Raw genomic sequence first — 22,131 nt, 5'->3', positions numbered from 1 at the left:
AAGAAGATATCATATTACAGATTTTACGGATTATATTTATTAAAAAAATAACTTTCGTATCTTTATAAAAATTGAAAAAATGGAAGATTTCAAAATAATTAGAACCTTTAATTATTCACATGAAATTGTGGTACTAAAGCATTTATTAGAACAGGAAAAAATCAACTATTTTTTTGAAAATGAAACGTTGGTTTCCATCGATCCGTTTGGCAGTTTTGCTTATGGTGGAATTAAACTTAAAGTTCATATTAATGATTTTGAAAAGGTTCAGGAATTATTAGATAACCTGAATACAAAACTGACTATTGTTTAAATCTAAAACAGTACTTTTTTTGAAAGTTGTCAACATCTATTATTTTAAATAAAAAGAAAAATTAAATTTAAATTATTTTTTGGTTGTTATTATAGTATGTTAATAGTGGCAATAAATTTATTTTAAAAATAGTTGAAATCAAGTTTAAAGATGTTATTAAGAGTTATTAACATACTTATTTTAAGATAAAGTATTAATTTTAAAGTCTTTTTATATTTTAATTAACAATGGTTGATAATATAAAAACTAGTGGTTTTGTAAATAACTCACACAACACTATTTTGTTGATAACCCACTTTTTAATATTAATAACTATTCTAAAAATTAACGAAACTAAATTAGGATTTAAAAACTAGGTTTTGGATTACTTATTTTTTAGATATTACCCAAAAATAGTTCTAAGATTCTATCTTAAGTTATGAACATAGTACGTTAATTTAAAGTTAACTGAATATCAAGCAATTGCATTTCGTTATTAACAATGTAAAATTTTAACATTTATAATACAAAATTTATATTGATTTACAACTATTTATGGATTAAAAGGAATTATTAATAACTGTTAATTAAATAAGGATCTGATAGTTACAAAATAAAATATTAAATTCAATTTTAAAGGTATATTTAAATTGAATTTATCAAATAAATAGGACTTATTTAATTCATCAGAATAGATTACTTTATTTAAATTTGCACAACATTATTTAATACATAGTATATGAAAATCTCCATAGGAAACGATCATGCAGGTCCGGAATACAAAAAAGCAATTGTGGAAATGCTTCAAGCAAAAGGACATGAAGTAACTAATTACGGAACAGATTCAGCAGCAAGTGTAGATTATCCAGATTTTGGTCATCCTGTTGCTACAGATGTTGCAGAGGGAAAAGCTGATTTTGGAATTGTTATTTGCGGGAGTGGCAACGGAATTTCTATGACAGTCAATAAACAATCTAAAGTTCGTGCGGCTTTATGCTGGATGAAAGAAATAGCAGTTTTAGCTCGTCAACATAATGATGCTAATATTATTAGTATTCCCGCTCGGTACACTTCAATTCCACAAGCAGTAGAAATGGTTGAAGCATTTTTAAGTACTGAATTTGAAGGTGGAAGACACCAAAATAGAGTAGATAAAATTTCTTGCTAGAATTTAATTATTCCAAAATTATACAGTCCAAAAAGGATTAAAATTTGAATTACTATAATTCCGTAAAACCTCAAAAGGAAGCTTTCTTTTGAGGTTTTATGTCTAAATAGAAGCATTGCTAACCCGGAACCAATTGTTCCGCCAATAACGCTTGGCAGTAACAAATTAAGTTCTGAAATGCGTCTTTTTTGATTTACAGCTAGCTGTTTGTCAACTGCTATTATTGAAAAAGCAACCAAATTAATGAGTGCAAAATACCAGAATAAAAAAGACATAAATAAGAAATTTTGACTCAAAGATACTATTTTAGTAACATGATTTTATAATCTTAAATTTAAAATGACCAACATACAATTCATATCAAAAGTCGTTGCCACTGCAGCAATAAACATTCAAAAAACAGTACAATTATTACAAGAAGATTGTACTATTCCTTTCATTTCTCGCTATCGAAAAGATACAACAGGAAATCTGGATGAGGTACAAATAGAACAAATTGCAAAGCTTCAAAAAGAATACGAAGTGATTGTAAAACGTAAAGAAGCGATTTTAAAATCGATTCAGGAACAAAATGCGCTCAGTCCAGAATTAGAAAAAAAAATACAACAAAGTTTCGATTTACAGGAATTGGAGGATTTTTATCTCCCATTCAAAAAGAAGAAAAAAACCAAAGCCGATGTGGCTAGAGAAAATGGATTGGAACCACTAGCCAAAATCATTATGGCGCAAAATAATGATGATGTCGATTTTATTTCGACAAAATATTTGAACGAAAAAGTAAGCAATGAAGCAGCAGCTCTACAAGGCGCCAGAGATATTATTGCTGAATGGATTAATGAAAATAGTTATGTTCGAAAGCAACTCCGACGATTGTACGAACGCAAAGCCATTATTACGACTAAAGTGGTAAAAACAAAGAAAGAAGATGAAAAAGCACAAAAATTTAATCAATATTTCGATTGGTCTGAGCCGTTGACTAAAGCACCTTCACACAGATTATTAGCCATGCTCCGTGCCGAAAATGAAGGTTTTATTAAGGTTAAAGTAGAAGTTGATATTGATGAAGCGTATGTTATTATTGATGCGTTAGTTTTAAAAAGTGAAAATAAAAGCACACCGCACGTTCAATTAGCTATCGAAGATAGTTACAAACGATTGCTGAATCCGGCGATTTCAAATGAAACTTTGCAAGAAGCTAAAGTGAAGGCTGATGCCAATTCTATTCAGGTTTTTGCGAACAATCTTGGACAGTTATTACTGGCGCCGCCGTTGGGTGAAAAACGAATTCTGGCGATTGATCCCGGTTTTAGAAGCGGATGTAAAATTGTTTGCTTGGACGAAAAAGGAGATTTGTTATACAATGAAACTATTTATCCGCATGCGCCTCAAAAAGAGGAAGCGATGGCGATGAAAAAAATTCGTTCGATGGTAAATTCGTATAAAATTGATGCTATTTCAATAGGAAACGGAACGGCTTCGCGTGAAACCGAATTCTTCATCAAGAAAATAGCTTTCGACAAACCGGTCCAGGTTTTTATCGTTTCAGAAGCGGGAGCATCGGTGTATTCTGCCTCAAAAATTGCTAGAGATGAATTTCCGAATTATGATGTCACGGTTCGAGGTTCGGTTTCTATAGGTAGACGACTAAGTGATCCATTAGCCGAATTAGTAAAAATTGACCCGAAAGCCATTGGCGTAGGCCAATACCAACATGATGTGGACCAAAACAAGTTGAAAGAAGAATTGGATAATACAGTGGTTCGTTGTGTGAATTCAGTTGGGATAAACATAAACACTGCGAGCAAGCATTTATTGAGTTACGTGAGTGGAATAGGAGAGAAGCTGGCTGAAAATATAATACAATACCGCTCGGATAATGGTCCTTTTACAGATAGAAAACAACTTAAAAAAGTGCCGCGTTTGGGTGAAAAAGCGTACCAACAAGGCGTTGCTTTTATCCGAATTTCGAATGCAAAAAACCCATTGGATAATTCAGCGGTTCATCCGGAAGCCTATGGAATTGTAGAAAAAATGGCTAAAGATTTGAAATTGACGGTGCATGATTTGATTGCCAACAAAGAGAAAATCGCTTTGATAAAACCAGAAAACTATAGTACACCAGAAATAGGTTTATTGGGATTGAAAGACATTATCAAGGAATTAGAGAAACCAGGATTAGACCCCAGACAATCAGCTAAAGTATTTGAATTTGATCCGAATGTAAAAATGATAAAAGATATAAAAACAGGAATGATTTTGCCGGGAATTATCAATAACATTACTAATTTTGGTTGTTTTGTGGATATTGGAGTCAAAGAAAGCGGGTTGGTTCACATCTCGCAACTCAAAGCCGGTTTTGTTAGTGATGTAAATGAAGTGGTTAAATTGCACCAACATGTTCAAGTCAAAGTGACCGAAGTAGATGAGGAAAGAAAGAGAATTCAGTTGACGATGGTCATTTAAATCATAAAAAAAGGCTTTTCAAGTATGAAAAGCCTTTTTTTATTTTGTTTCTCCTTCTTTTTTATCAGCTGACGGATCTTCTTTGGCTGCGTTTTTGAATTCTTTGATTCCGCTTCCTAAGCCTTTCATCAATTCTGGGATTTTTTTACCTCCAAAAAGTAATAAAACAACCGCCAATATAATAAGGATTTCTGTAACACCTATACTACTCATAATACGATAATTTATTGCCGAAGCAAGTTTGTAATAAACCTATCAGCAAAGGTATAGAGAATTAATTAATAGAAACTCATTTAAATTCATTTATTTTAATTTTAAAAACGTTAAAAATTTATTAAAAACGAATGCAAGATTAAGAAATATCATCCTAGAAAAGCGAATACAATCAACGACAATAATTGTTATATTTGTTAAATAATCAAAAAGGATGCCCGACAAAGGATTAAAAAGACAGAAATTAAAGGAAAATTTATTTAATAAAAGACGTTTAATCATACTAAACGAAGATACTTTTGAAGAAACTTTTTCATTGAAGCTTACCCTAATGAACGTTTTTGTGGTAGCGACTTTAGGCGCTATAATTATTACATTTGTCACCACCTTTATCATTGCATTCACTCCTTTACGAGAATTTATACCGGGCTATTCTTCTTCAAAATTGAAAAAGGATGCAATGGAATTGTCTTTAAAATCGGATTCTTTGTCACGTGCATTAAAACAAAACGAAGCCTATATCCAATCGATTCAAAAAGTGCTGACCGGAGAATTAGAATATGCAAAATTCAATAAAGATTCAATACTCGCGGAGGCAGAGGAAGCGCCTTCACAGGTTGATATGTCTGCATCAAAACAAGAATTAGAATTGAGGCAACAGGTTGCGCAGGAAGAGAAAAATGTAAATTCCCTGCGATCCTCCAACAAAGGTAAGGGTCAACCTCCAATAAAGTAAAATAGTTTTTATTACAATAAAATGGAGTGCGCCCAGCGGCTCAAACAATTAAAATCAGAAGGAAGAAATGTCACTAAAATCAATTGCAGCAAAATTATTTGCAAAAAAAATTTACAATACCACACAAGCTTGGTCTACTGATCCTATTGAAACTCAAAAAAAAGTTTTTTTACAATTAATAAAAGACGCAAATAAAACCCAATTTGGCGTAGACCATCATTTTGACCAAATTAAAAATTACGATGATTTTACAAATCAGGTTCCTGTTCGAGATTATGAAGGGTTAAAACCTTATATTGATAAGGTGGTCAAGGGGTCGGTTGATGTGCTCTGGAAAGGAAAGCCACTTTATTTTGCTAAAACTTCTGGAACAACATCTGGGGCTAAGTACATTCCTTTGACAAAAGAATCCATGCCGTTTCACATTACAGCAGCCAGAAACGCTATTTTGCATTATATTCATGAAACCGGTAACGCTGATTTTGTAGATGGAAAAATGATTTTCTTGCAGGGAAGCCCACTTCTGGAGGTGAATAATGGAATAAAATTTGGTCGTTTATCTGGAATTGTAGCGCATTTTGTTCCAAAATATTTACAAAAAAACCGAATGCCCTCTTGGGAAACCAATTGCATTGAAGACTGGGATACTAAAGTGAATGCAATTGTCGAGGAAACAATCAACGAGAACATGGCTGTGATTTCTGGAATTCCTTCCTGGGTGCAAATGTATTTTGAGAAATTGCATCAAAAAGAAGGGAAGCCTGTTGGGGAAATCTTCAAAAACTTCAATTTGTTTATTTACGGCGGTGTAAATTATGAACCGTACCGCGCCAAATTTGAAAATTTGATAGGTCGAAAAGTAGACAGTATTGAGCTGTTTCCGGCTTCGGAAGGATTTTTTGCGTACCAAGATTCACAAAAAGAAAAAGGAATGTTACTGCTTTTAAACTCGGGAATTTTTTATGAATTTATTAAATCGGACGAATTTTATACGAATCCCGAAGGTTCGGGACCAAGACGTTTTACGATTGGTGAAGTGGAACTGGGCGTGAATTACGTTTTAATCATTTCTACTAATGCAGGACTTTGGGGATATGATTTAGGCGATACCGTTCAATTTACCAGTTTAAAACCCTACAGAATTATAGTATCCGGAAGAATCAAACACTATATTTCGGCTTTTGGAGAACATGTAATTGGGAAAGAAGTGGAAAGTGCGTTACAGGAAGCAATTCTTGGAACTACCATTCGAATCAATGAGTTTACCGTGGCACCACAAATCACTCCTGCAGAGGGATTGCCGTATCATGAGTGGTGTATTGAATTTGAAAACGAACCGGAAGACAGCGTATCTTTTGCGGAAGCGCTGGACAATGCCATGCGAAAACAAAACATGTATTATGATGATTTGATTGTGGGCAAAGTGTTGCAAAAAGTGGTTGTCACCAAAGTGGCTAAAAATGGTTTTCAAGACTATATGAAATCGATTGGCAAATTGGGCGGACAAAATAAAATCCCGAGACTTTCTAATGATAGGAATATAGTGGATTTGTTAAAAAGTAAATAAATGTCTTACCTTTGAAGGTTAGAAAATAAGTAGAAAATGAAAGAAACAAAAAATATATCACGCTCCAGAGCACAAGAGTCTTCGGCAGCAATTGAAAAAATGTACATCACGATGCGCCACCTTTTCAATAGGGGATTTTACAAACCGATGGGAATTTCAGGCGATACATTGCGCGAAGCATTATTAGCATTACGACCAGAAATTTATGGAAATATTGCCGAAGAAAAAGTAGAATTGAACGGACTTTTATATGTAATTGAACGTCTGCCAGTAGGAATAGAAGAATGCAGATTTATCAATTTAACTTCGGATGAAGGGTATTCTAAATCGCATTTTCAGGCAATTGTACCGCCAAAAAGGCGACGTAATTGTTACCGTATCGACGAGGAACAAATGAACGTGGAGATTACTCGTGGACGCTCAGATATTTATGATATTCTGACGCATTTGACGTTTATTTTCATAGAATCACACAAAATTAGAAACAGGGTTTTACTGGATGACGCCGGTGAAGTTTCCCGCGACTGGTTCAAACTGGAACAAGCAGTTTCCCAAAAGAAGAAACTGACTCTTGTAGAAAAAGAGAAAGCCATTTCGCATGCCGCTAATATTCTGGGAAGAACATTTGAGGAAGTATTGGATATTTATGACGCATTTGGTTCAGCTGCTGCGCCAGATCGTTTCTTGCATGTTATCTTTTGGTTGGGGAAACTCGCCATTGAAGAAATTGTAGACGATAATAAGAGAACAATCACCTTTAGTCCTATTTTAAGAGAGCGATTGGGACACCACATTCATGGGGAAATTTGGGCTACCAAAATTAAAGAAGTGCTAGAAGAAAACGAACTTTTAGACCGCCCTATTCACGTGATTAGTGCGAACATGCACAGTGTGATGAATTCTATTTTTGCTACGGAAGTGTTGAAAACTAAGTTCAAAGACAAATCAGATTTCTTTATTTACGAGGAATTGAGTAAATCCGGAGCAGATGCTGTGCGAAACCAAGTGGAAGAAGTAGCCTTGAAATTTGGAATGATTTCGTTGCCGGATACCTCAGGAACGAATATCGATATTCAGATTTTTGATACTGCCAAAATTGACTGGGAAAAAACCTCATTTCCAAAGGCAAACACCGGAGATAAAAAACCAGTACTGATTGTTATGGATTATGCTTTTGGGGAACAGGCGTATGAAACGATTGATGAGTTGCTGAAACCGTTTAAAAAAGACACTTTATTGAATGTGGAATCGGTTTCTATCATGGGGAAAGCTGGGATTCTGGAAGGTGGAAAAGGGGACATTATGATTCCGAATGCACACATTAATGAAGGAACGGCAGATAATTATTTTTTCCATAATGAATTGTCGGCTGAGATGTTTGAAGGCAATGATATTGCTGTTTTTGCCGGACCCATGGTTACTGTTTTAGGAACTTCATTGCAGAACAGGGATTTATTGAAGTTTTTCCATGAGTCGACCTGGGGAATTATTGGGTTGGAAATGGAAGGTTCTTATTACCAGAAAGCCATTCAATCAGCTTCAAAAATCAGAAAGAGTGTTCCACATGATGTGAAGGTCAGATATGCGTATTATGCATCAGATAACCCGCTGGAAACGGGAAGTACATTAGCTTCAGGCGGACTAGGAACCACTGGTGTAAAACCAACTTACTTGATTACCATTAAAATATTAGAACAAATTTTCAACGTAAAATAATTAGCTCATGAATTTAAACGCGCATAGCGATTCAGAAATTGATGTATTTCAAATTACCAGTAAGCTAAAAAAAGGGTTCGGAAGGTTGAATACCCTGTTGTTCTATTGTATTCAGTTTTTTTTAAATCAACGGAAGGTTGTTTTAGTATTACTAATCATCGGTTTTGGTTTGGGATTGTTTTTGGATAAGAATAATAAATTGTATACTACTGAAATTACTGTAATTCCTAATTTTGGGAGTGTGGATTATTTGTATGCAAAAATCAATTTGATTCAATCTAAAATTAATGCTGGCGATATCGTTTTTTTACAAAATGAAATAGGATTGTCCCAACCTGAAGATCTAATAAAAATTGAAATTAAACCCATAGCTGATGTTTATAAATTCATTGAAGATAAAGAGCGAAACTTTGAGTTGATTAAGTTAATGGCAGAAGTTGGAGAGGTAAAAAAAGTACTTGAAGATAATATTACTAGTAAAAATTATACGTACCATACGATTGCGGTTGTTACCAATGGAACTACTAGTGAGAAAAAATTGATTACACCATTATTGAATTATCTAAATCAATCTGAATATTTTACCGCCATACAAAAGGTAGGATTGGCAAATTTAAAACAGGATATTACTCAAAATGACACGATTATTCAACAAATAAATGGAGTTCTTAATGGGTTTACGGCCAATGTAAAAAGTGCATTAAAAAATGATAAGCTCATGTATTATAATGAAAATACACAACTGAATGATATTATTAAAACCAAACAGGAATTGTTATACATTCAAGGGCTAAACCGATTAAAATTAATCAATTTTCAAAAAACGATTAGAGAGGTAACATTCACATTGAATAGTGATACTTCAAAATCAGTAAATGGCGTTATGAAGTTTGTATTGCCAGTATTGCTAGTATTATTATTTGTTTTTATTCATTTGTTCATTCGATTTTATCAAAAGCAATTAGCAAAATCAAAAGTAATTGCTTCTTAAAAAAAATATTTTTCTTTTGCAAAACAGAGCCATTGTGTTAAAAACAATTCGATACTACTTACTTACAACAGTCCAAAATCCTGTAGTTCGGCAAAGTTTACTAACCTTATTGATTCGGGTTTTTGGTGTGGTTCTTTTATTTGGTTTTACTTTGTTTTTAACTCAAAAATATGATCCTAAACTAGTTGGGCAATATGATTTTGTGCGTACGTTTCTTTTCGCAATCGGTAGTATTTGTTTGCTAGGATTTGACCAATCCATATTGTATTTTAAAGGGCGTTTGTATCCTAATTATTCTTTAGGCCATTTGAAGAAAGTATATTTAAAAATGGTTTTGATGCTGTTTTTAGCATCCTTACTTTTATTTCTTTTTTTTGTACTATTAGATGCTTCTGTTATTACACAATTTTTTGCTGATAATGCAACTTATTTCCTTCTATTCAAAGCCTCCGCAGTTATGTTTTTTTATGGACTTGCTATTTTAAACGTTGAGGTTTTTAGAGCATTAGAGGAAATAGTAGTAGCTGAATTATTTCGAAATGTTTTTAAATACTTGCCTATTATTGTTCTGGCTGTTTTATTAGTTCAATGGCAATTAGAATTGTATTTAGTGGATGCTCTATTGTTGAGTTTTGTTTTTTTGGGAATTGTTACTACAGTACTAACTTTTTATTTTTTTACAAAAAAAACAGCTATTTGCACTACGGATTGTTTCTCAGCTCGAGAGATTATCACTCAATCTTTTCCCATAGCCGTAAGCGGAATGGCTATTTTTTTGATGATGAGTTTTGACATCTTGTTTTTAAAAAAATACCAAGGTGACGCAGCAGTTGCTTTTTATTCGGTGGCGGTCAAGTTAATGACGTTGTTGTCTGTTATTATTTTAACAATAAACATTACCGTTTCGGCATCTATTGCAGCAAGTTTTTCGAATAAAGAAATTGAAAAAGTACAGCAAATAGTTCAAAATAGTTCCCGATTAATTGTAGCGATTACGCTGCCCGCAGTTATTGGATTGCTTATTTTTCCGGAGTTTGTTTTGAATTTTTTTGGCCCCAATTATTTAGCGGCGAAAGAGGCATTAGTAGTATTGGTTTTGGGACAAGGTTTTTGTGCCTTTTTTGGGTCGGCTCCTGTTTATTTAAACATGACTGGGCGGCAACGAATTTTTCAACGTATTGTTTTGGGCGCTCTTGGTCTTAATTTTATTCTCAATTACTGGTTAATTCCTTCCTATGGAATGTTAGGAGGGGCAATCGCTTTTTCGGCGAGTGCAATTTTTTGGAATTTTGGAACAGCTCTTTTTGTGTATTACAAAGACGGGATTAAGTTGTTTTTGAGTTAAGTTTGTCACTTCTATTTTCAATCAGAACTAAATGTCTTTACTCATAAAAAAAAATAAAGTAGCTTTTTTACTCCTTGTGGGACTCAATCTATTTGTGGCCTTTGCTGCGAGTTTTATTTTACCGAAACGTTTTTTTTATGATGCTGCTATAATTGCTTATGATAATGGTAACGAAATTGGTTATTTTGGAAGTTACCCATTGACTATTTTGTTTTATAAAATTACAGGTTTGCGTTATTTGCCTTTTTCAATAATTGCATTGATTCAGTTTTCCATTTTAATGGGTATTTTGTATAAAATAGGAATTCCAAGTACGTTTGAGAAAGTTACAATTAAGAATATTTTGGTGTATTTTGCTTTCATCATGATTGCGATTTTTATGGCAATGCCTTCCAAGGAGTTTATTACTTTTTTGTACCTCTCCGTGATCGTTTTCTTATTTCAAAATAAGCATTTTACTTTTCAGACTACCTTATTTATAGCCTTGTCTCTTTTTGTGTTTTTTGGAGTTATCTACAGGCCTTATTTTGCGCTACTGCCTATCGTAGCCATGGGAATGTATTGGGTTACTTGTGTCAAGATTCCGAATCGTACTTTTGCAACTCTTTTTTACGGAATTGTAATTGTAATTTTTTTGTCATTGAGTTATGGCTTTGTACAAGGAGAATTTTTTTCAGAGCAAAGCAGAGAGCTTATAAATAGCGCCCGATTAGGATCTGTTGATGCTAATTCAAGCATTGTTTCACCTGTAAAAACAGACACTTGGTATGGTGAAATCATAGGGATTTTGTATGGTTTTTTTACTGTAAATGTACCCCTTAATGGGTTGAAGCATATTTTTTCTCCACAAATTTTGTTATTCGTAATTTGGCAATTATTTCTGTTTTATATTTTATTGGTTCGATTGGCACGTTGCATAAAAGATAAAAAAAAATATGTTTACGAGTTATGGATGCTTCTTTTTATATTTTCTTTTTTTATCATTCAAGGGGTTTTTGAACCTGATTTAGGATCAGCGATTCGTCACAAAATGGGTGTTTTCCCATTAATTTATTATGCTCTTTATTATGACCATTTCCGAAAAGCAGTTCAATAAAGTTTTCTCTTTTTTTTTGGTGGCGATAGCTTGTACGCTAATTTTCAGGAAGCCTTGTACTTGGTTAATTTTTGCTTTCGCTATTTTTAATATGTTCTATTTCAAGAAAATAAAGTTATCTAGAAAGGCATTGATTTTAGCCATTACAATCGCGTCGCCTTTTTTGTTAGAATTATTGCTATTTTGGAATAATGATTCTTTTGCGCAAGGTATTAAATCTTTAGAAAAGACAGTCTCTTTAGTGTTATTTCCACTAATTATTTTGGGAAATTACAAACGAATTTCATTTCAAAAATTGTTACAATTTTATGTAAATAGTACCACATTAGTAATGATTGCTTTTGTGTTGCGTTTTGTATTTGTTTTTCCGGAGCATATCACTAAGTATTGGCATGGAATTCACCTATGGGAAATGGGCTATGTTTTTGCAAATTCTATCGGAATTCATGCTCCAGCTCTCAATATGCACTTGGTTTTTGTGAGTATTTCAGCCTTGTATTTGTTAATGCAAAGGTGCCAATCGAAAAAGAAGATTGGACTTGTGTTTATATCCTTTTTGATATTTGTAATCTCTTTTTTTGTTGTGCTTTTAGTTAATACTCGAATGGCTTTATTCAATGTTTTAGTTGGGTATTTATTGGTATTGTTTTCGTTTTTTGCAGCACAATTTGACCTAAAAAAGGTATTGCTTTATACTGTAGTTATTGGTGGTGTAGTGTGTGGGGTTCTTTTTCTCTTTATTCAAAAAAATTCGTATATGAAAGAAAAATATAGCACGGTAACTTTTGCTTACATGGACAAAGTGGGGAAGCTTGACGAAATTGATCATCCCGAAATAAAGGTTTTTAATTCTCTCGTAACCAGAGTTTCTATCTGGCAATCGGCTTGGGAATTATCTTTGCAACATTTACCTTTTGGCGTTGGAGCTTCGGATGGAAAACCAGAATTAGTAAATTATTATAAACAAACGAATCAGTATTTTTTAGCAAAATATGCTTTTCCTACACACAATCAATTTTTAGACTCTTTGTTGAAGTTTGGTGTTTTAGGGCCGCTAGTGGTTTTGCTTTTTATTGGAACGATTGGTTATCTGGGAATCGATTTAAAAAACGCATTAATTTTTGCTTTCTTTTTTCTTTTTTTTACTTCGAATTTGACTGATGATTTTTTATTGCGTTTCGACGGAATTACGTTTAGCGGCTTTTGGTTTTCTATTTTTGGAAGTTTTTGGCTGCAGCAAAAAAGTAACGTTCATACAACTTCTGAAGTGCTGTGAAATTAATTGTTGTATTAAATAAATCTTTACATCTTGTTTTGCCCTTGTTGCCAAATTGAGCTCTAACTTTTGAATCTTCAAGGATTTTGAAATAGACCGGTAACTCCGATAATTCTTGGTATAAAAAGCCAGTCTCTTTGTGAACAACGGTATCTTTATTGCCATTTATTTTAGTCGCAATTATTGGTTTTTGTAATGCCATAGCCTCAAGAACCGCGATAGGTAATCCTTCCCAAAGCGAGGTTTGAAGATAGATATCTAAAGCATTGATTTGCTCGTACACCTGTTTCTTTTCTATAAACCAACCTGTAATTTTGATGTTTGGGGCTGTAATTTCATCGCGTTCTTCTCCATCGCCAATCCATACAAATTGATACTCTGGAAATTGCAAAGCAATGGCATTGAATTGTCTTGGATTTCTAGCCGCAGTAATCCGACCTGCAATTCCTATGGTTAGTTTTGTATTATCAACGGCTTGTGAATAGTTTTCGATGGCAGAAATATCTATTCCATTTCTAATCATTTCGGCTTTTCCTAGTTGCTTTGCCATTTCAAACTCCGAGTCACCACAAGCGATGGTGATTCCTCCGAAAATTTTCTGAAAGAATTTCTCGATGTACCAATATCCTTTTTTGGCCATAGTAGAAATATCGGTACGCAAAAACGCATATCCGTGCGGTGTATAAAAAACTTTTGGTTTTGGGTTCAAAAAACTGCAAGCGATTCTCCCTAAAACGCCTGCTTTAGAAGAATGTAAATGGACTATATCAGGTTTGATTTTTTGAAGTTCAAAGACTAATTTTTGTAATGCTTTAAGGTCTGAAATGAAGTTTATTTCTCGCCTCATCTCAATTTTGACAGTTGGAATAGTAGCAAATAATTGGGTTACTTTTTCTGGGTCAATCTCTTTGCGATTGGCACTGTATAGGATGGAAGTTTGTACTTTTTGAAGAATGATTTCTTTTTCGAAATGATGGGTTAGATCTTCAAAATAGGTATAAATGCCTCCGCCTAATGCTTCAATTATATGTACAACTTTCAAATGTTTGTTTTTTGCGTGGGAAACAAAAATAAAGTATTCTTTTGCACTTTTACAATAAACGGAGATAGAATTGATGTAAAATTAAATCCGAAAAAGCAATTTGTTGTTCCTTAGCCCCGGGAGGAGCGGTATCCTTTGTTTTTTCTTTTAAAAAGCAAAGATATAGTAGATCACGGTACGATATGTCCTAGAAAGCCTTGTATTTCTTGCTTCGAATTTAAAAAGAAAGATGCGGTTTGTGGGTGAGTTTTCTTCAAATCAATTACATTTGTTACGTTTAAATAATTACTATGAAAAGAATACTTATCACCGGAGCCGCAGGATTTTTAGGATCACATTTATGTGACCGTTTTATCAAGGAAGGCTATTTTGTTATTGGAATGGACAATCTCATAACGGGAGATTTAAAAAATATTGAGCATCTTTTTAAATTAGAACAATTCGAATTTTACCATCATGACATCACTAAGTTTGTCCATGTACCGGGAAATTTAGACTACATCCTTCATTTTGCCTCCCCGGCAAGTCCTATAGATTATCTAAAAATTCCAATTCAAACCCTGAAAGTGGGTTCTTTGGGAACGCACAATTTGTTGGGATTGGCCAGAGTAAAAAATGCACGAATTCTTATCGCATCCACTTCTGAAGTGTACGGAGATCCATTGGTTCATCCGCAAACCGAAGAATATTATGGTAATGTGAATACCATTGGACCAAGAGGGGTTTATGACGAAGCAAAACGTTTTCAAGAATCAATCACTATGGCATATCATACGTTTCATGGCGTCGAAACCAGAATCGTTAGAATCTTTAATACGTATGGGCCAAGAATGAGACTTAATGATGGTCGTGTTATTCCAGCATTCATAGGTCAGGCGATTCGCGGAGAAGATTTAACCATTTTTGGTGACGGGATGCAAACGCGTTCGTTTTGTTATGTAGACGATCAAGTCGAAGGAATCTACAGATTGCTGCATTCGGATTATGTTTATCCGGTCAACATTGGAAATCCGGACGAAATTACGATCAAAGATTTTGCCGAGGAAATCATAAAACTAACCGGAACCAATCAAAAAGTGGTGTATCATCCCTTACCCATAAACGATCCGTTGCAGCGTCAGCCAGACATCACAAAAGCTAAAAACTTGTTGGGATGGGAAGCTAAAGTGGGTCGCACCGAAGGAATGAAAATCACCTATGATTATTTCAAATCGTTATCTAAAGAAGAACTTTCTAAAGAGGAGCATAAAGATTTCTCAAAATATATCTTTTAATTTAACGATTTTAAAACAGTTTAAAAAACCTAAATTTAGGTATGAAAATTCAGCATCAGAGTAATTATGGATTATAGTAGTAAAAGAAGAGTATTACACTTTTTCTAATCAGATAAATTTGTGAAAACCAAAACGGGAAGGTATTCAGGTTACATTCGCCCTTTTTCATTTGTAATAGACTTGATCTTTATCAATATGCTTTCAGTATACTTGACTGACTTTCCTGTAAATAAGGTTTTTTATTCCTTATTTATAAGTGCCAGCTGGTTTATTATAGCGGCCAATCTTGGGTTTTATGAAGTATACAGATACACAAAATTGATATCTATATTAAACTGTGCTTTAAAACAAGGTGTTTTATTTACCCTTTTTTGTCTCGTCTTCGCTTTTTTTGACTCTGAAAACTCCAGTTTTCAAAGAATCGTTCTCTTCACTTCAGTTTCGCTGTTCTTAATTCTAATCATTAAACTGTGTATTTATTATTTTCTAAAAAGGTACAGAGTGCTTTTTGGCGGTAATTTTAGAACTGTAATACTGTTAGGAAATTCTAAAAGTGTGGAGCCATTACAACAGTTTTTCACTAAAAATCCAGATTATGGATACAAATTAGAAAAAGTTTTTGACTTGAAAAAAGATAAAGTGCGAAAGCTTAGGGAGAGTTTTGCCTTTGTTTTGGAACACAAAATAGATGAAATGTATTGTTCGATGAGTGATTTGACGCAAAGTCAAATTAATGAAATTGTATATTTTGCTGACAATAACCTAAAAACATTAAAATTTATTCCGGACAAAAAGCAGATTCTTTCCCGGAATTTTACTTTTGAATATTACAATTACATTCCAGTAATTTCCTTGAGAAATATCTTGTTAGACGATAGCTTGAACAAGGTGATCAAACGGGTTTTTGATATTTTATTTTCGGTTGTGGTGATTCTAGGGTTGTTATCTTGGCTTACCATAATTCTCGCAATTTTTATAAAATGGGAATCCAAAGGGCCTTTATTTTTTATCCAAAAAAGGAACGGATTAAATTATAAAGAATTCAATTGCTACAAATTCAGATCGATGGAATTAAACGATGAAGCTGATATAAATCAGGTTTCTAAAAATGATATTCGGGTAACTACAGTAGGTCAGTTTATACGGAAAACAAGTATTGATGAGCTGCCACAGTTTTTAAATGTACTATTTGGCGATATGTCCGTTGTAGGTCCCAGACCCCACATGGTAAGTCATACCGAAATGTATGCGCTGAAGGTGGATAAGTTCATGGTACGCCACTTTGTAAAGCCAGGAATAACCGGACTTGCTCAAACCAAAGGATTTCGTGGTGAAGTCGAAACAGATAAAGATATTATCAACAGAGTAAAATTTGATATTTTTTATTTAGAAAATTGGTCTATTTTATTAGATATTAAGATTGTTTTTAACACAATATACAACACCATAAAAGGTGATGAAAAAGCGTATTAATAATGGAAAAACCACTTGTATCCATAATTACGCCTTCTTTTAATTCGGAAAAATTCATCACTGAAACCATTCAATCCGTGCAAAATCAAACCTATAAAAACTGGGAAATGATTATTGTAGACGATTGCTCTACGGATCAAACGGTATCTATAGTTGAAGAAATCACAAAAAAAGATAGCAGAATCCACCTTTTTAAACTTATAAAAAACTCCGGAACAGGAATTGCCAGAAGTACCGCTTTGGCCCAAGCTAGCGGGAAATTTATTGCTTTTTTAGACGCAGATGATTTGTGGAAACCCGAAAAACTAGACAAACAACTTGATTTTATGAAAGTGAATAAGCTTCCTTTCACATTTTCTTTTTATGATTGCATAAACGAAGGGGGAAACCCGTTAAACAAAAGAATTGAAGCGCCATTGGATCTTTCCTACCAACAGTTATTTTTTTGTAATTATATAGGGAATCTAACGGGAATCTATGAAGCTAATTACTTTGGAAAAATCGCTGTTTCCCCCATTCGAAAGCGTCAGGATTGGATACAATGGCTTACAGTACTCAAAAAAATAAAAACTGCACAGCCCGTTCCGGAAAGTTTAGCTTTTTATCGCATCCGAGAAAATTCTATTTCGGCTTCTAAAATGGAGTTAGTAAAGCATAATTTTGCCGTGTACAGAACGCATCATCATTTGAATTTAATTAGCGCAACACTTTGCATGGTTGGGTTTTTATTTACGCAGTTAATTCTCAAACCACGGTATTCCAAGACCATTAAAGCATCGATTTAAATTGCTTCAATTTGCCTCGATTGCTTCTTTCTAAACTTTTTTTTCGGATAAATATAAAATTCAAATTCGGTTCGAGATATTGTTCAATCGCCTTTTTAATTTTTTCAATTTGTTCCAAATTTAATTCGGTTTCACTGACATATTCAATTTCAAAAGTATCTATTTTGGTTTGTTTTATCAGAAATTCTTTCACGTTTCCGTCGTCTTCGATGATGCTTTTTGTAACATAATAAAAGGTAAGTCCAGGTGATTTTTTCCCGCTGGGTAAAATGGCAACATCATTGGTCCGGCCTATTAATTGCTTGAGAATCGGTTTCTGTAATGTGCTTTTTTCGTCTAGAATTCCAAGATCGCCAATGTCATAGCGAATAAACGGATGCGCTTTGTTGAACAAGGAAGTAATAACGATTCGGCCTGAAGTACCATTTGGAACATCTCGATTATTTTCATCCAAAATTTCCACAAATAACGTTTCTGAATTCACTTGCCATTCTCCTTCCTTATTCTGAAAAGCAATCAAATCAAGTTCTGATGCACCGTATTCATTGACAATAGGAATGCCAAATTGTTTTTCCAATAGGAGTTTGTCTTCTTCAAAAAGCATTTCTGAAGTTACCATACACACTTTCAAACTCGGACAAATTGCTGATAATACGATGTTTTTCTTTTGTAAAAATTTAGCAAACAAAACAATGGAACTTGTATACCCATTGATATAATCGAATTTTTTTGTTCGAAAATGATTCAAAAATCCTTCTAAAACAGCATCTGATAAATCAAAAATGGAGAACCGAAACCGATGGCTCAAAAAATCCTTGAAACGTTCTTTTTTGTTACCAATAAAGTTCATCGGAATTCCATAAAAACGCGCTTGATAGGAAGTATTAAAATCAATTTCATACCAGCCAAAACGATACATGTTTGAAGCCCAAGTCAACGCATGGCAATATTTGTCTTTGGCAAAAGTAAATGGAGTTCCGCTAGAACCTGATGTTTTATTGACGTAACTGTTTTTAAGAGAGTGATTTTTAGAAAGCCTTTCCAGTAAAGGTTTTTGTAAATTTTGTTTGTTTAAAACAGGTAAATTTTCCCAGATTTTATGATTTTTTGAACCGACTAATTCGCGATAAAAAGGATTATTTTGCAAATGAAAATGGACAATTTCTTGTTTTTTATTTTCAATAAAAACGTCATGTTCTTTTTCAGAAAAAGCTACAATTTTTCGCAATTCGGATTTAGCCTCCTTCATTGGAAAATTATTTAGCTGCAGCGATAAGTCGAAAAGTGGGAGCATTTTAAAGTGATAATTCATCAAAAATAATATTTACCAACAACTAATGACAGACAACGAACAACTTTTTAAAAATTAATTATTTTTTACGTACAAAAGCAATTATTTTTGCACTACAACTAAACACAACTACACATGACAATTTTACTACTGGGTTCGGGCGGAAGAGAACATGCTTTTGCGTGGAAAATGATTCAAAGTCCGCTTTGTGATACACTTTTTGTAGCACCAGGAAATGCTGGAACAGCTTCAATAGCTACTAATGTGGCTATTAGCCCAACTGATTTTGAAGCTATAAAAACGTTTGTTCTTCAGGAAAAAGTAGCAATGGTTGTGGTAGGACCAGAAGATCCTTTGGTAAAAGGGATTTATGATTTCTTTCTAAACGATGCTACATTAAGTCATATTCCGGTTATCGGTCCATCAAAAATGGGGGCACAACTCGAAGGAAGTAAAGAATTTGCCAAAGAATTTCTAATAAAACATAATATTCCAACGGCTGCTTACGATAGTTTTACTGCTGAAACAGTAGAAAAAGGATGTAAATTCCTAGAAACATTGCAACCGCCGTATGTTTTGAAAGCAGATGGTTTAGCTGCCGGAAAAGGGGTGTTGATTATTCAAGATTTGGCAGAAGCCAAAGAAGAATTAAGAAATATGCTCGTGCATCAAAAATTTGGTGCCGCCAGTTCTAAAGTCGTTATCGAAGAATTTCTGGACGGTATAGAATTAAGCTGTTTCGTTCTTACGGATGGAAAAAACTATAAAATCCTGCCAACTGCCAAAGATTATAAGCGCATAGGTGATGGTGATACAGGTTTAAATACAGGCGGAATGGGAGCCGTTTCTCCAGTTCCTTATGTTGATGCTGTTTTGATGGAAAAAATAGAAACACGCATTGTAAAACCTACAATTGACGGTTTCCAGAAAGACGGAATTGCATATAAAGGCTTTGTTTTTATTGGATTGATTAATGTAAAAAATGAGCCAATCGTAATAGAATATAATGTGAGAATGGGTGATCCCGAAACTGAGGTGGTTATACCGAGATTGAAAACGGATTTAGTAGAATTATTTTTGGCTGTCGCCAATGAAAAACTAGACGAAATTAATCTGGAAATTGATGAAAGAAGTGCTACTACCATTATGGTTGTTTCCGGTGGATATCCGGAGGAATTCGAAAAAGGAAAAGTAATTTCAGGATTAGAAACCATTGAAGATTCGATTGTTTTTCACGCAGGAACTACACTCGATAACGGAAATGTAGTTTCTAACGGAGGAAGGGTTTTGACCGTAACTTCGTATGGAAATGATTTTGAAGAAGCCATAAAAAAATCCTACCAAAACATAGACAAGCTACATTTTGATAAGATGTATTTTAGAAAAGATATTGGAAACGACTTAAAATAGTTTCCAGTTATCGCTCATTTTTAATTCTTATTTTAAGAAAGAGTGAGCGGTAGTATCTTGTTTTTCTGTTCCTGCTTCTTCAAAAATTTTCAATTGTTTGATCCAATATACCATTGCTGAGGCACAAATAATCATGAAAATCCAGTTAATTGTGTTTGCAGCAAACCAAGAGGTAAGCTCTAGTGAGCGTAAAAAGTCTAGAGGAGCAAATAAAATATTTACAAATAAGTATTGTATTCCTTCGAAAAATGCTTTCATAATGTATAAAATTAATTTTAGTAGTTGTCTTTTGGGAACTCTGACGGGTAAAAATTCTTATTTAGAAGAATCTTTTTGAACTTGCAGGGTTTGCTTTTTAAACAAGTATTATATTTACGAACACAAAAGTATAAAATATCCGTATGATAACAAGTATTTTTAGAAAATCTACACCATTAAATTTTTCATTGGTCGTAATTTTGATGCTGGTTTTCTTTTCTATATACCAATTTCAAGATTTATCGTGGGTGAATTCCTTTTTTTCGATCCTAAATAAAGCAGGATTGTTCTGTTTTGTAGTGGCTTCTGTTTTTATTACCGATTTTGTGGCCAAAAAAAACGGATTGAGCAAAGACAGTACCTACACGATTTTTTTTTACTTTTTGTTGTTGCTTTTTTCCCCAACTATATTCGACAATACAAATCTGATTATTTCGAATTTCTTCATTTTATTAGCCCTACGTCGATTGATTTCATTGCAGTCCCTGAAAGCTTCTAAAGAAAAAATATTTGATGCCTCATTGTGGATTTTTCTGGCTGCTTTATTTCATTTTTGGAGCATAATCTTTATCGTATTGGTTTTTATATCTATAATTTTTCATGTTTCCAGAGATTATAGAAACTGGATGTTGCCTTTTATTGCTTTTTTTATTGCAGGAATTATGTTTCTGCTTTTTGCAACAGTTTTCAACCTGAATGTGGTTGATTACGTTTTGAAAAGTGTAAAAATTAATTTTAAAATTGATTATTTCACTACCAATTATCAAAACGGCGCCTTGTCTATTTATGCAACAATCGCGCTATTTTTTCTGGTTTCGATGTTTGCCACATTATCTAACAGGCCACAATTGGTGCACACTTCTTTCAAAAAAATTGTTGCTTCGTTTTTTATTGGGGTACTTATTTTTCTGATTTCATCAAATAAAAGCAGCGACTTATTAGTGTTTACATTTGCTCCTTTGGCCATTATGGCAACCAGTCACATTGAACTGCCTCAACTTAAACTAAAACAGGAAATGGTACTATTTGTGCTTATTGCCTGCAGCTTGTTTGCTTTTTTTACGCAATTATAGCTTTTCACCGTAGGCTAAATCACCTGCATCTCCTAAACCGGGAACAATATAACTGTGCTCATTTAGCTTTTCATCTAATGTACCGACCCAAAGATGACAATTTTCCGGCAAATGTGCTTCCAGATGCGCGATGCCTTCAGGAGCAGCAATAACGACCGCAATGTGAATCTCTTTAGGTGTGCCTCTCTCCATCAATTTATTGTAAACCGCAACGATAGATTGACCGGTGGCAAGCATAGGATCTACTAGTACTAAATTTTTGTTGTTGATGTCAGAAATGGCCTCGTATTGCACAAGTATATCAAAGGAATCATCATGGTTTGGATGGTGCCTAAAAGCAGAAACGAAACCATTTTCGGCATAGTCAAAATAATTCAGAAAACCCAAATGTAATGGCAATCCGGCCCGTAGAATGGAACATAAAACCAATTGATCCTTGATTTCAGTGGTTTTTTTAAGGCCTAATGGTGTTTTGATTTCTACACTTTTATACTGTAATTCTTTACTCAATTCATACGCCATTATTTCACCAATACGTTCAATGTTTCTTCGGAAGCGCATGCTGTCATTGTGAACGTTCACATTTCTAATCTGCCCTAAAAAATGATTTAGGACGCTGTTTTCCTCTGATAAATAATGGATTTGCATGGTCGTATTTTTGT

The 22,131-nt window shown here is 33.8% G+C and carries 21 protein-coding genes; 15 read left to right on the top strand and 6 right to left on the bottom strand.

The features are described 5' to 3' along the window. Positions 1-79: 79 nt before the first annotated feature. A complete protein-coding gene (locus tag EKL98_RS01550) occupies positions 80-313 on the top strand; it encodes a putative signal transducing protein (RefSeq protein WP_126454931.1) in 234 nt (77 codons plus the stop codon). Positions 314-1,031: 718 nt separating this feature from the next. Beyond that, the gene (gene rpiB / locus EKL98_RS01545; RefSeq protein ID WP_126454933.1) at positions 1,032-1,460 is read left to right on the top strand and encodes a ribose 5-phosphate isomerase B; all 429 of its coding nucleotides are present in this window, start codon (positions 1,032-1,034) and stop codon (positions 1,458-1,460) included. Here rpiB and EKL98_RS01540 read toward each other — a convergent pair. Then, on the bottom strand, positions 1,457-1,735 hold the full coding sequence (locus EKL98_RS01540; RefSeq protein WP_126454936.1) for a DUF1294 domain-containing protein: 279 nt from the start codon (positions 1,733-1,735) through the stop codon (positions 1,457-1,459). The genes rpiB and EKL98_RS01540 overlap by 4 nt on opposite strands. 64 nt (positions 1,736-1,799) lie before the next feature. On the opposite strand from EKL98_RS01540, the gene EKL98_RS01535 reads away from it, so the two are divergent. Next, a complete protein-coding gene (locus tag EKL98_RS01535) occupies positions 1,800-3,923 on the top strand; it encodes a Tex family protein (RefSeq protein ID WP_126561366.1) in 2,124 nt (707 codons plus the stop codon). 39 nt (positions 3,924-3,962) lie between these two features. On the opposite strand, the gene tatA is transcribed toward EKL98_RS01535, so the two are convergent. Beyond that, the gene (tatA, locus tag EKL98_RS01530) at positions 3,963-4,136 is read right to left on the bottom strand and encodes a twin-arginine translocase TatA/TatE family subunit (RefSeq protein ID WP_126515286.1); all 174 of its coding nucleotides are present in this window, start codon (positions 4,134-4,136) and stop codon (positions 3,963-3,965) included. Positions 4,137-4,350: 214 nt separating this feature from the next. On the opposite strand from tatA, the gene EKL98_RS01525 reads away from it, so the two are divergent. The 7 genes from EKL98_RS01525 to EKL98_RS01495 all read left to right on the top strand — a co-directional run bounded on the left by EKL98_RS01525 (position 4,351) and on the right by EKL98_RS01495 (position 12,863). Next, complete coding sequence (locus EKL98_RS01525) at positions 4,351-4,872, top strand: peptidase (RefSeq protein WP_126552842.1); 522 nt, start codon at positions 4,351-4,353, stop codon at positions 4,870-4,872. Between the two features lie 67 nt (positions 4,873-4,939). Next, positions 4,940-6,439, top strand: coding sequence for a GH3 family domain-containing protein (locus EKL98_RS01520; RefSeq protein ID WP_126561365.1), 1,500 nt, complete (start codon positions 4,940-4,942; stop codon positions 6,437-6,439). 36 nt (positions 6,440-6,475) lie between these two features. Continuing rightward, a complete protein-coding gene (locus EKL98_RS01515; RefSeq protein WP_126561364.1) occupies positions 6,476-8,155 on the top strand; it encodes a DUF6909 family protein in 1,680 nt (559 codons plus the stop codon). A 7-nt stretch (positions 8,156-8,162) separates the two neighbouring features. Next, positions 8,163-9,146, top strand: coding sequence for a hypothetical protein (locus tag EKL98_RS01510; protein ID WP_126457764.1), 984 nt, complete (start codon positions 8,163-8,165; stop codon positions 9,144-9,146). Between the two features lie 34 nt (positions 9,147-9,180). Next, positions 9,181-10,491 carry an MATE family efflux transporter gene (locus tag EKL98_RS01505; RefSeq protein WP_158616075.1) on the top strand — a complete coding sequence of 437 codons (1,311 nt, stop codon included), beginning with the start codon at positions 9,181-9,183 and terminating at the stop codon, positions 10,489-10,491. 31 nt (positions 10,492-10,522) lie between these two features. Next, the gene (locus tag EKL98_RS01500) at positions 10,523-11,587 is read left to right on the top strand and encodes a hypothetical protein (protein WP_126561362.1); all 1,065 of its coding nucleotides are present in this window, start codon (positions 10,523-10,525) and stop codon (positions 11,585-11,587) included. Then, positions 11,559-12,863 carry an O-antigen ligase family protein gene (locus EKL98_RS01495; RefSeq protein WP_126561361.1) on the top strand — a complete coding sequence of 435 codons (1,305 nt, stop codon included), beginning with the start codon at positions 11,559-11,561 and terminating at the stop codon, positions 12,861-12,863. Before EKL98_RS01500 ends, EKL98_RS01495 begins: the two co-directional genes overlap by 29 nt. On the opposite strand, the gene EKL98_RS01490 is transcribed toward EKL98_RS01495, so the two are convergent. Further along, on the bottom strand, positions 12,799-13,905 hold the full coding sequence (locus EKL98_RS01490) for a glycosyltransferase (RefSeq protein WP_126561360.1): 1,107 nt from the start codon (positions 13,903-13,905) through the stop codon (positions 12,799-12,801). The genes EKL98_RS01495 and EKL98_RS01490 overlap by 65 nt on opposite strands. A gap of 290 nt (positions 13,906-14,195) precedes the next feature. Here EKL98_RS01490 and EKL98_RS01485 point away from each other — a divergent pair, with 290 nt between their 5' ends. The 3 genes from EKL98_RS01485 (at position 14,196) to EKL98_RS01475 (ending at position 17,437) form a co-directional block, all read left to right on the top strand. After that, positions 14,196-15,179, top strand: coding sequence for a UDP-glucuronic acid decarboxylase family protein (locus EKL98_RS01485; protein WP_126457769.1), 984 nt, complete (start codon positions 14,196-14,198; stop codon positions 15,177-15,179). Between the two features lie 120 nt (positions 15,180-15,299). Next, positions 15,300-16,652 (top strand): exopolysaccharide biosynthesis polyprenyl glycosylphosphotransferase, encoded by a 1,353-nt coding sequence (locus EKL98_RS01480; RefSeq protein ID WP_126561359.1) that lies wholly within the window; start codon positions 15,300-15,302, stop codon positions 16,650-16,652. Between the two features lie 2 nt (positions 16,653-16,654). Next, the gene (locus tag EKL98_RS01475) at positions 16,655-17,437 is read left to right on the top strand and encodes a glycosyltransferase family 2 protein (protein ID WP_126552861.1); all 783 of its coding nucleotides are present in this window, start codon (positions 16,655-16,657) and stop codon (positions 17,435-17,437) included. Here the strand turns inward: EKL98_RS01475 and EKL98_RS01470 are convergent. Further along, on the bottom strand, positions 17,421-18,731 hold the full coding sequence (locus EKL98_RS01470) for a phenylacetate--CoA ligase family protein (RefSeq protein ID WP_126561358.1): 1,311 nt from the start codon (positions 18,729-18,731) through the stop codon (positions 17,421-17,423). The two genes, EKL98_RS01475 and EKL98_RS01470, sit on opposite strands and share 17 nt — an antisense overlap. A 132-nt stretch (positions 18,732-18,863) precedes the next feature. Here EKL98_RS01470 and purD point away from each other — a divergent pair, with 132 nt between their 5' ends. Next, positions 18,864-20,138: a phosphoribosylamine--glycine ligase gene (purD, locus tag EKL98_RS01465; protein WP_126561357.1), complete on the top strand. Its 1,275-nt coding sequence runs from the start codon at positions 18,864-18,866 to the stop codon at positions 20,136-20,138. Between the two features lie 27 nt (positions 20,139-20,165). Here purD and EKL98_RS01460 read toward each other — a convergent pair whose 3' ends face one another. Continuing rightward, complete coding sequence (locus tag EKL98_RS01460) at positions 20,166-20,396, bottom strand: DUF6341 family protein (protein WP_126454980.1); 231 nt, start codon at positions 20,394-20,396, stop codon at positions 20,166-20,168. Between the two features lie 143 nt (positions 20,397-20,539). Here EKL98_RS01460 and EKL98_RS01455 point away from each other — a divergent pair, with 143 nt between their 5' ends. Then, positions 20,540-21,469, top strand: coding sequence for a DUF6427 family protein (locus EKL98_RS01455; protein ID WP_126561356.1), 930 nt, complete (start codon positions 20,540-20,542; stop codon positions 21,467-21,469). Here EKL98_RS01455 and upp read toward each other — a convergent pair. Beyond that, positions 21,464-22,117, bottom strand: a complete 654-nt coding sequence (upp, locus tag EKL98_RS01450) for a uracil phosphoribosyltransferase (protein ID WP_126561355.1) — start codon at positions 22,115-22,117, stop codon at positions 21,464-21,466. The genes EKL98_RS01455 and upp overlap by 6 nt on opposite strands. Between the last annotated feature and the right edge of the window lie 14 nt (positions 22,118-22,131).

This window comes from Flavobacterium bomense (genome assembly GCF_003970355.1).
Note: the sequence above shows the minus strand (reverse complement) of the source record. Positions and strands in the feature narration are given on the sequence as shown.

Excerpts from the sequence above, each read along its gene's own strand:
- EKL98_RS01550 (WP_126454931.1), top strand. The coding sequence starts at position 80 with ATGGAAGATTTCAAAATAATTAGAACCTTTAATTATTCACATGAAATT.
- rpiB (WP_126454933.1), top strand. The coding sequence starts at position 1,032 with ATGAAAATCTCCATAGGAAACGATCATGCAGGTCCGGAATACAAAAAA.
- EKL98_RS01540 (WP_126454936.1), bottom strand. The coding sequence starts at position 1,735 with ATGTCTTTTTTATTCTGGTATTTTGCACTCATTAATTTGGTTGCTTTT.
- EKL98_RS01535 (WP_126561366.1), top strand. The coding sequence starts at position 1,800 with ATGACCAACATACAATTCATATCAAAAGTCGTTGCCACTGCAGCAATA.
- tatA (WP_126515286.1), bottom strand. The coding sequence starts at position 4,136 with ATGAGTAGTATAGGTGTTACAGAAATCCTTATTATATTGGCGGTTGTT.
- EKL98_RS01525 (WP_126552842.1), top strand. The coding sequence starts at position 4,351 with ATGCCCGACAAAGGATTAAAAAGACAGAAATTAAAGGAAAATTTATTT.
- EKL98_RS01520 (WP_126561365.1), top strand. The coding sequence starts at position 4,940 with ATGTCACTAAAATCAATTGCAGCAAAATTATTTGCAAAAAAAATTTAC.
- EKL98_RS01515 (WP_126561364.1), top strand. The coding sequence starts at position 6,476 with ATGAAAGAAACAAAAAATATATCACGCTCCAGAGCACAAGAGTCTTCG.
- EKL98_RS01510 (WP_126457764.1), top strand. The coding sequence starts at position 8,163 with ATGAATTTAAACGCGCATAGCGATTCAGAAATTGATGTATTTCAAATT.
- EKL98_RS01500 (WP_126561362.1), top strand. The coding sequence starts at position 10,523 with ATGTCTTTACTCATAAAAAAAAATAAAGTAGCTTTTTTACTCCTTGTG.
- EKL98_RS01495 (WP_126561361.1), top strand. The coding sequence starts at position 11,559 with ATGACCATTTCCGAAAAGCAGTTCAATAAAGTTTTCTCTTTTTTTTTG.
- EKL98_RS01485 (WP_126457769.1), top strand. The coding sequence starts at position 14,196 with ATGAAAAGAATACTTATCACCGGAGCCGCAGGATTTTTAGGATCACAT.
- EKL98_RS01475 (WP_126552861.1), top strand. The coding sequence starts at position 16,655 with ATGGAAAAACCACTTGTATCCATAATTACGCCTTCTTTTAATTCGGAA.
- EKL98_RS01470 (WP_126561358.1), bottom strand. The coding sequence starts at position 18,731 with ATGCTCCCACTTTTCGACTTATCGCTGCAGCTAAATAATTTTCCAATG.
- purD (WP_126561357.1), top strand. The coding sequence starts at position 18,864 with ATGACAATTTTACTACTGGGTTCGGGCGGAAGAGAACATGCTTTTGCG.
- EKL98_RS01460 (WP_126454980.1), bottom strand. The coding sequence starts at position 20,396 with ATGAAAGCATTTTTCGAAGGAATACAATACTTATTTGTAAATATTTTA.
- EKL98_RS01455 (WP_126561356.1), top strand. The coding sequence starts at position 20,540 with ATGATAACAAGTATTTTTAGAAAATCTACACCATTAAATTTTTCATTG.
- upp (WP_126561355.1), bottom strand. The coding sequence starts at position 22,117 with ATGCAAATCCATTATTTATCAGAGGAAAACAGCGTCCTAAATCATTTT.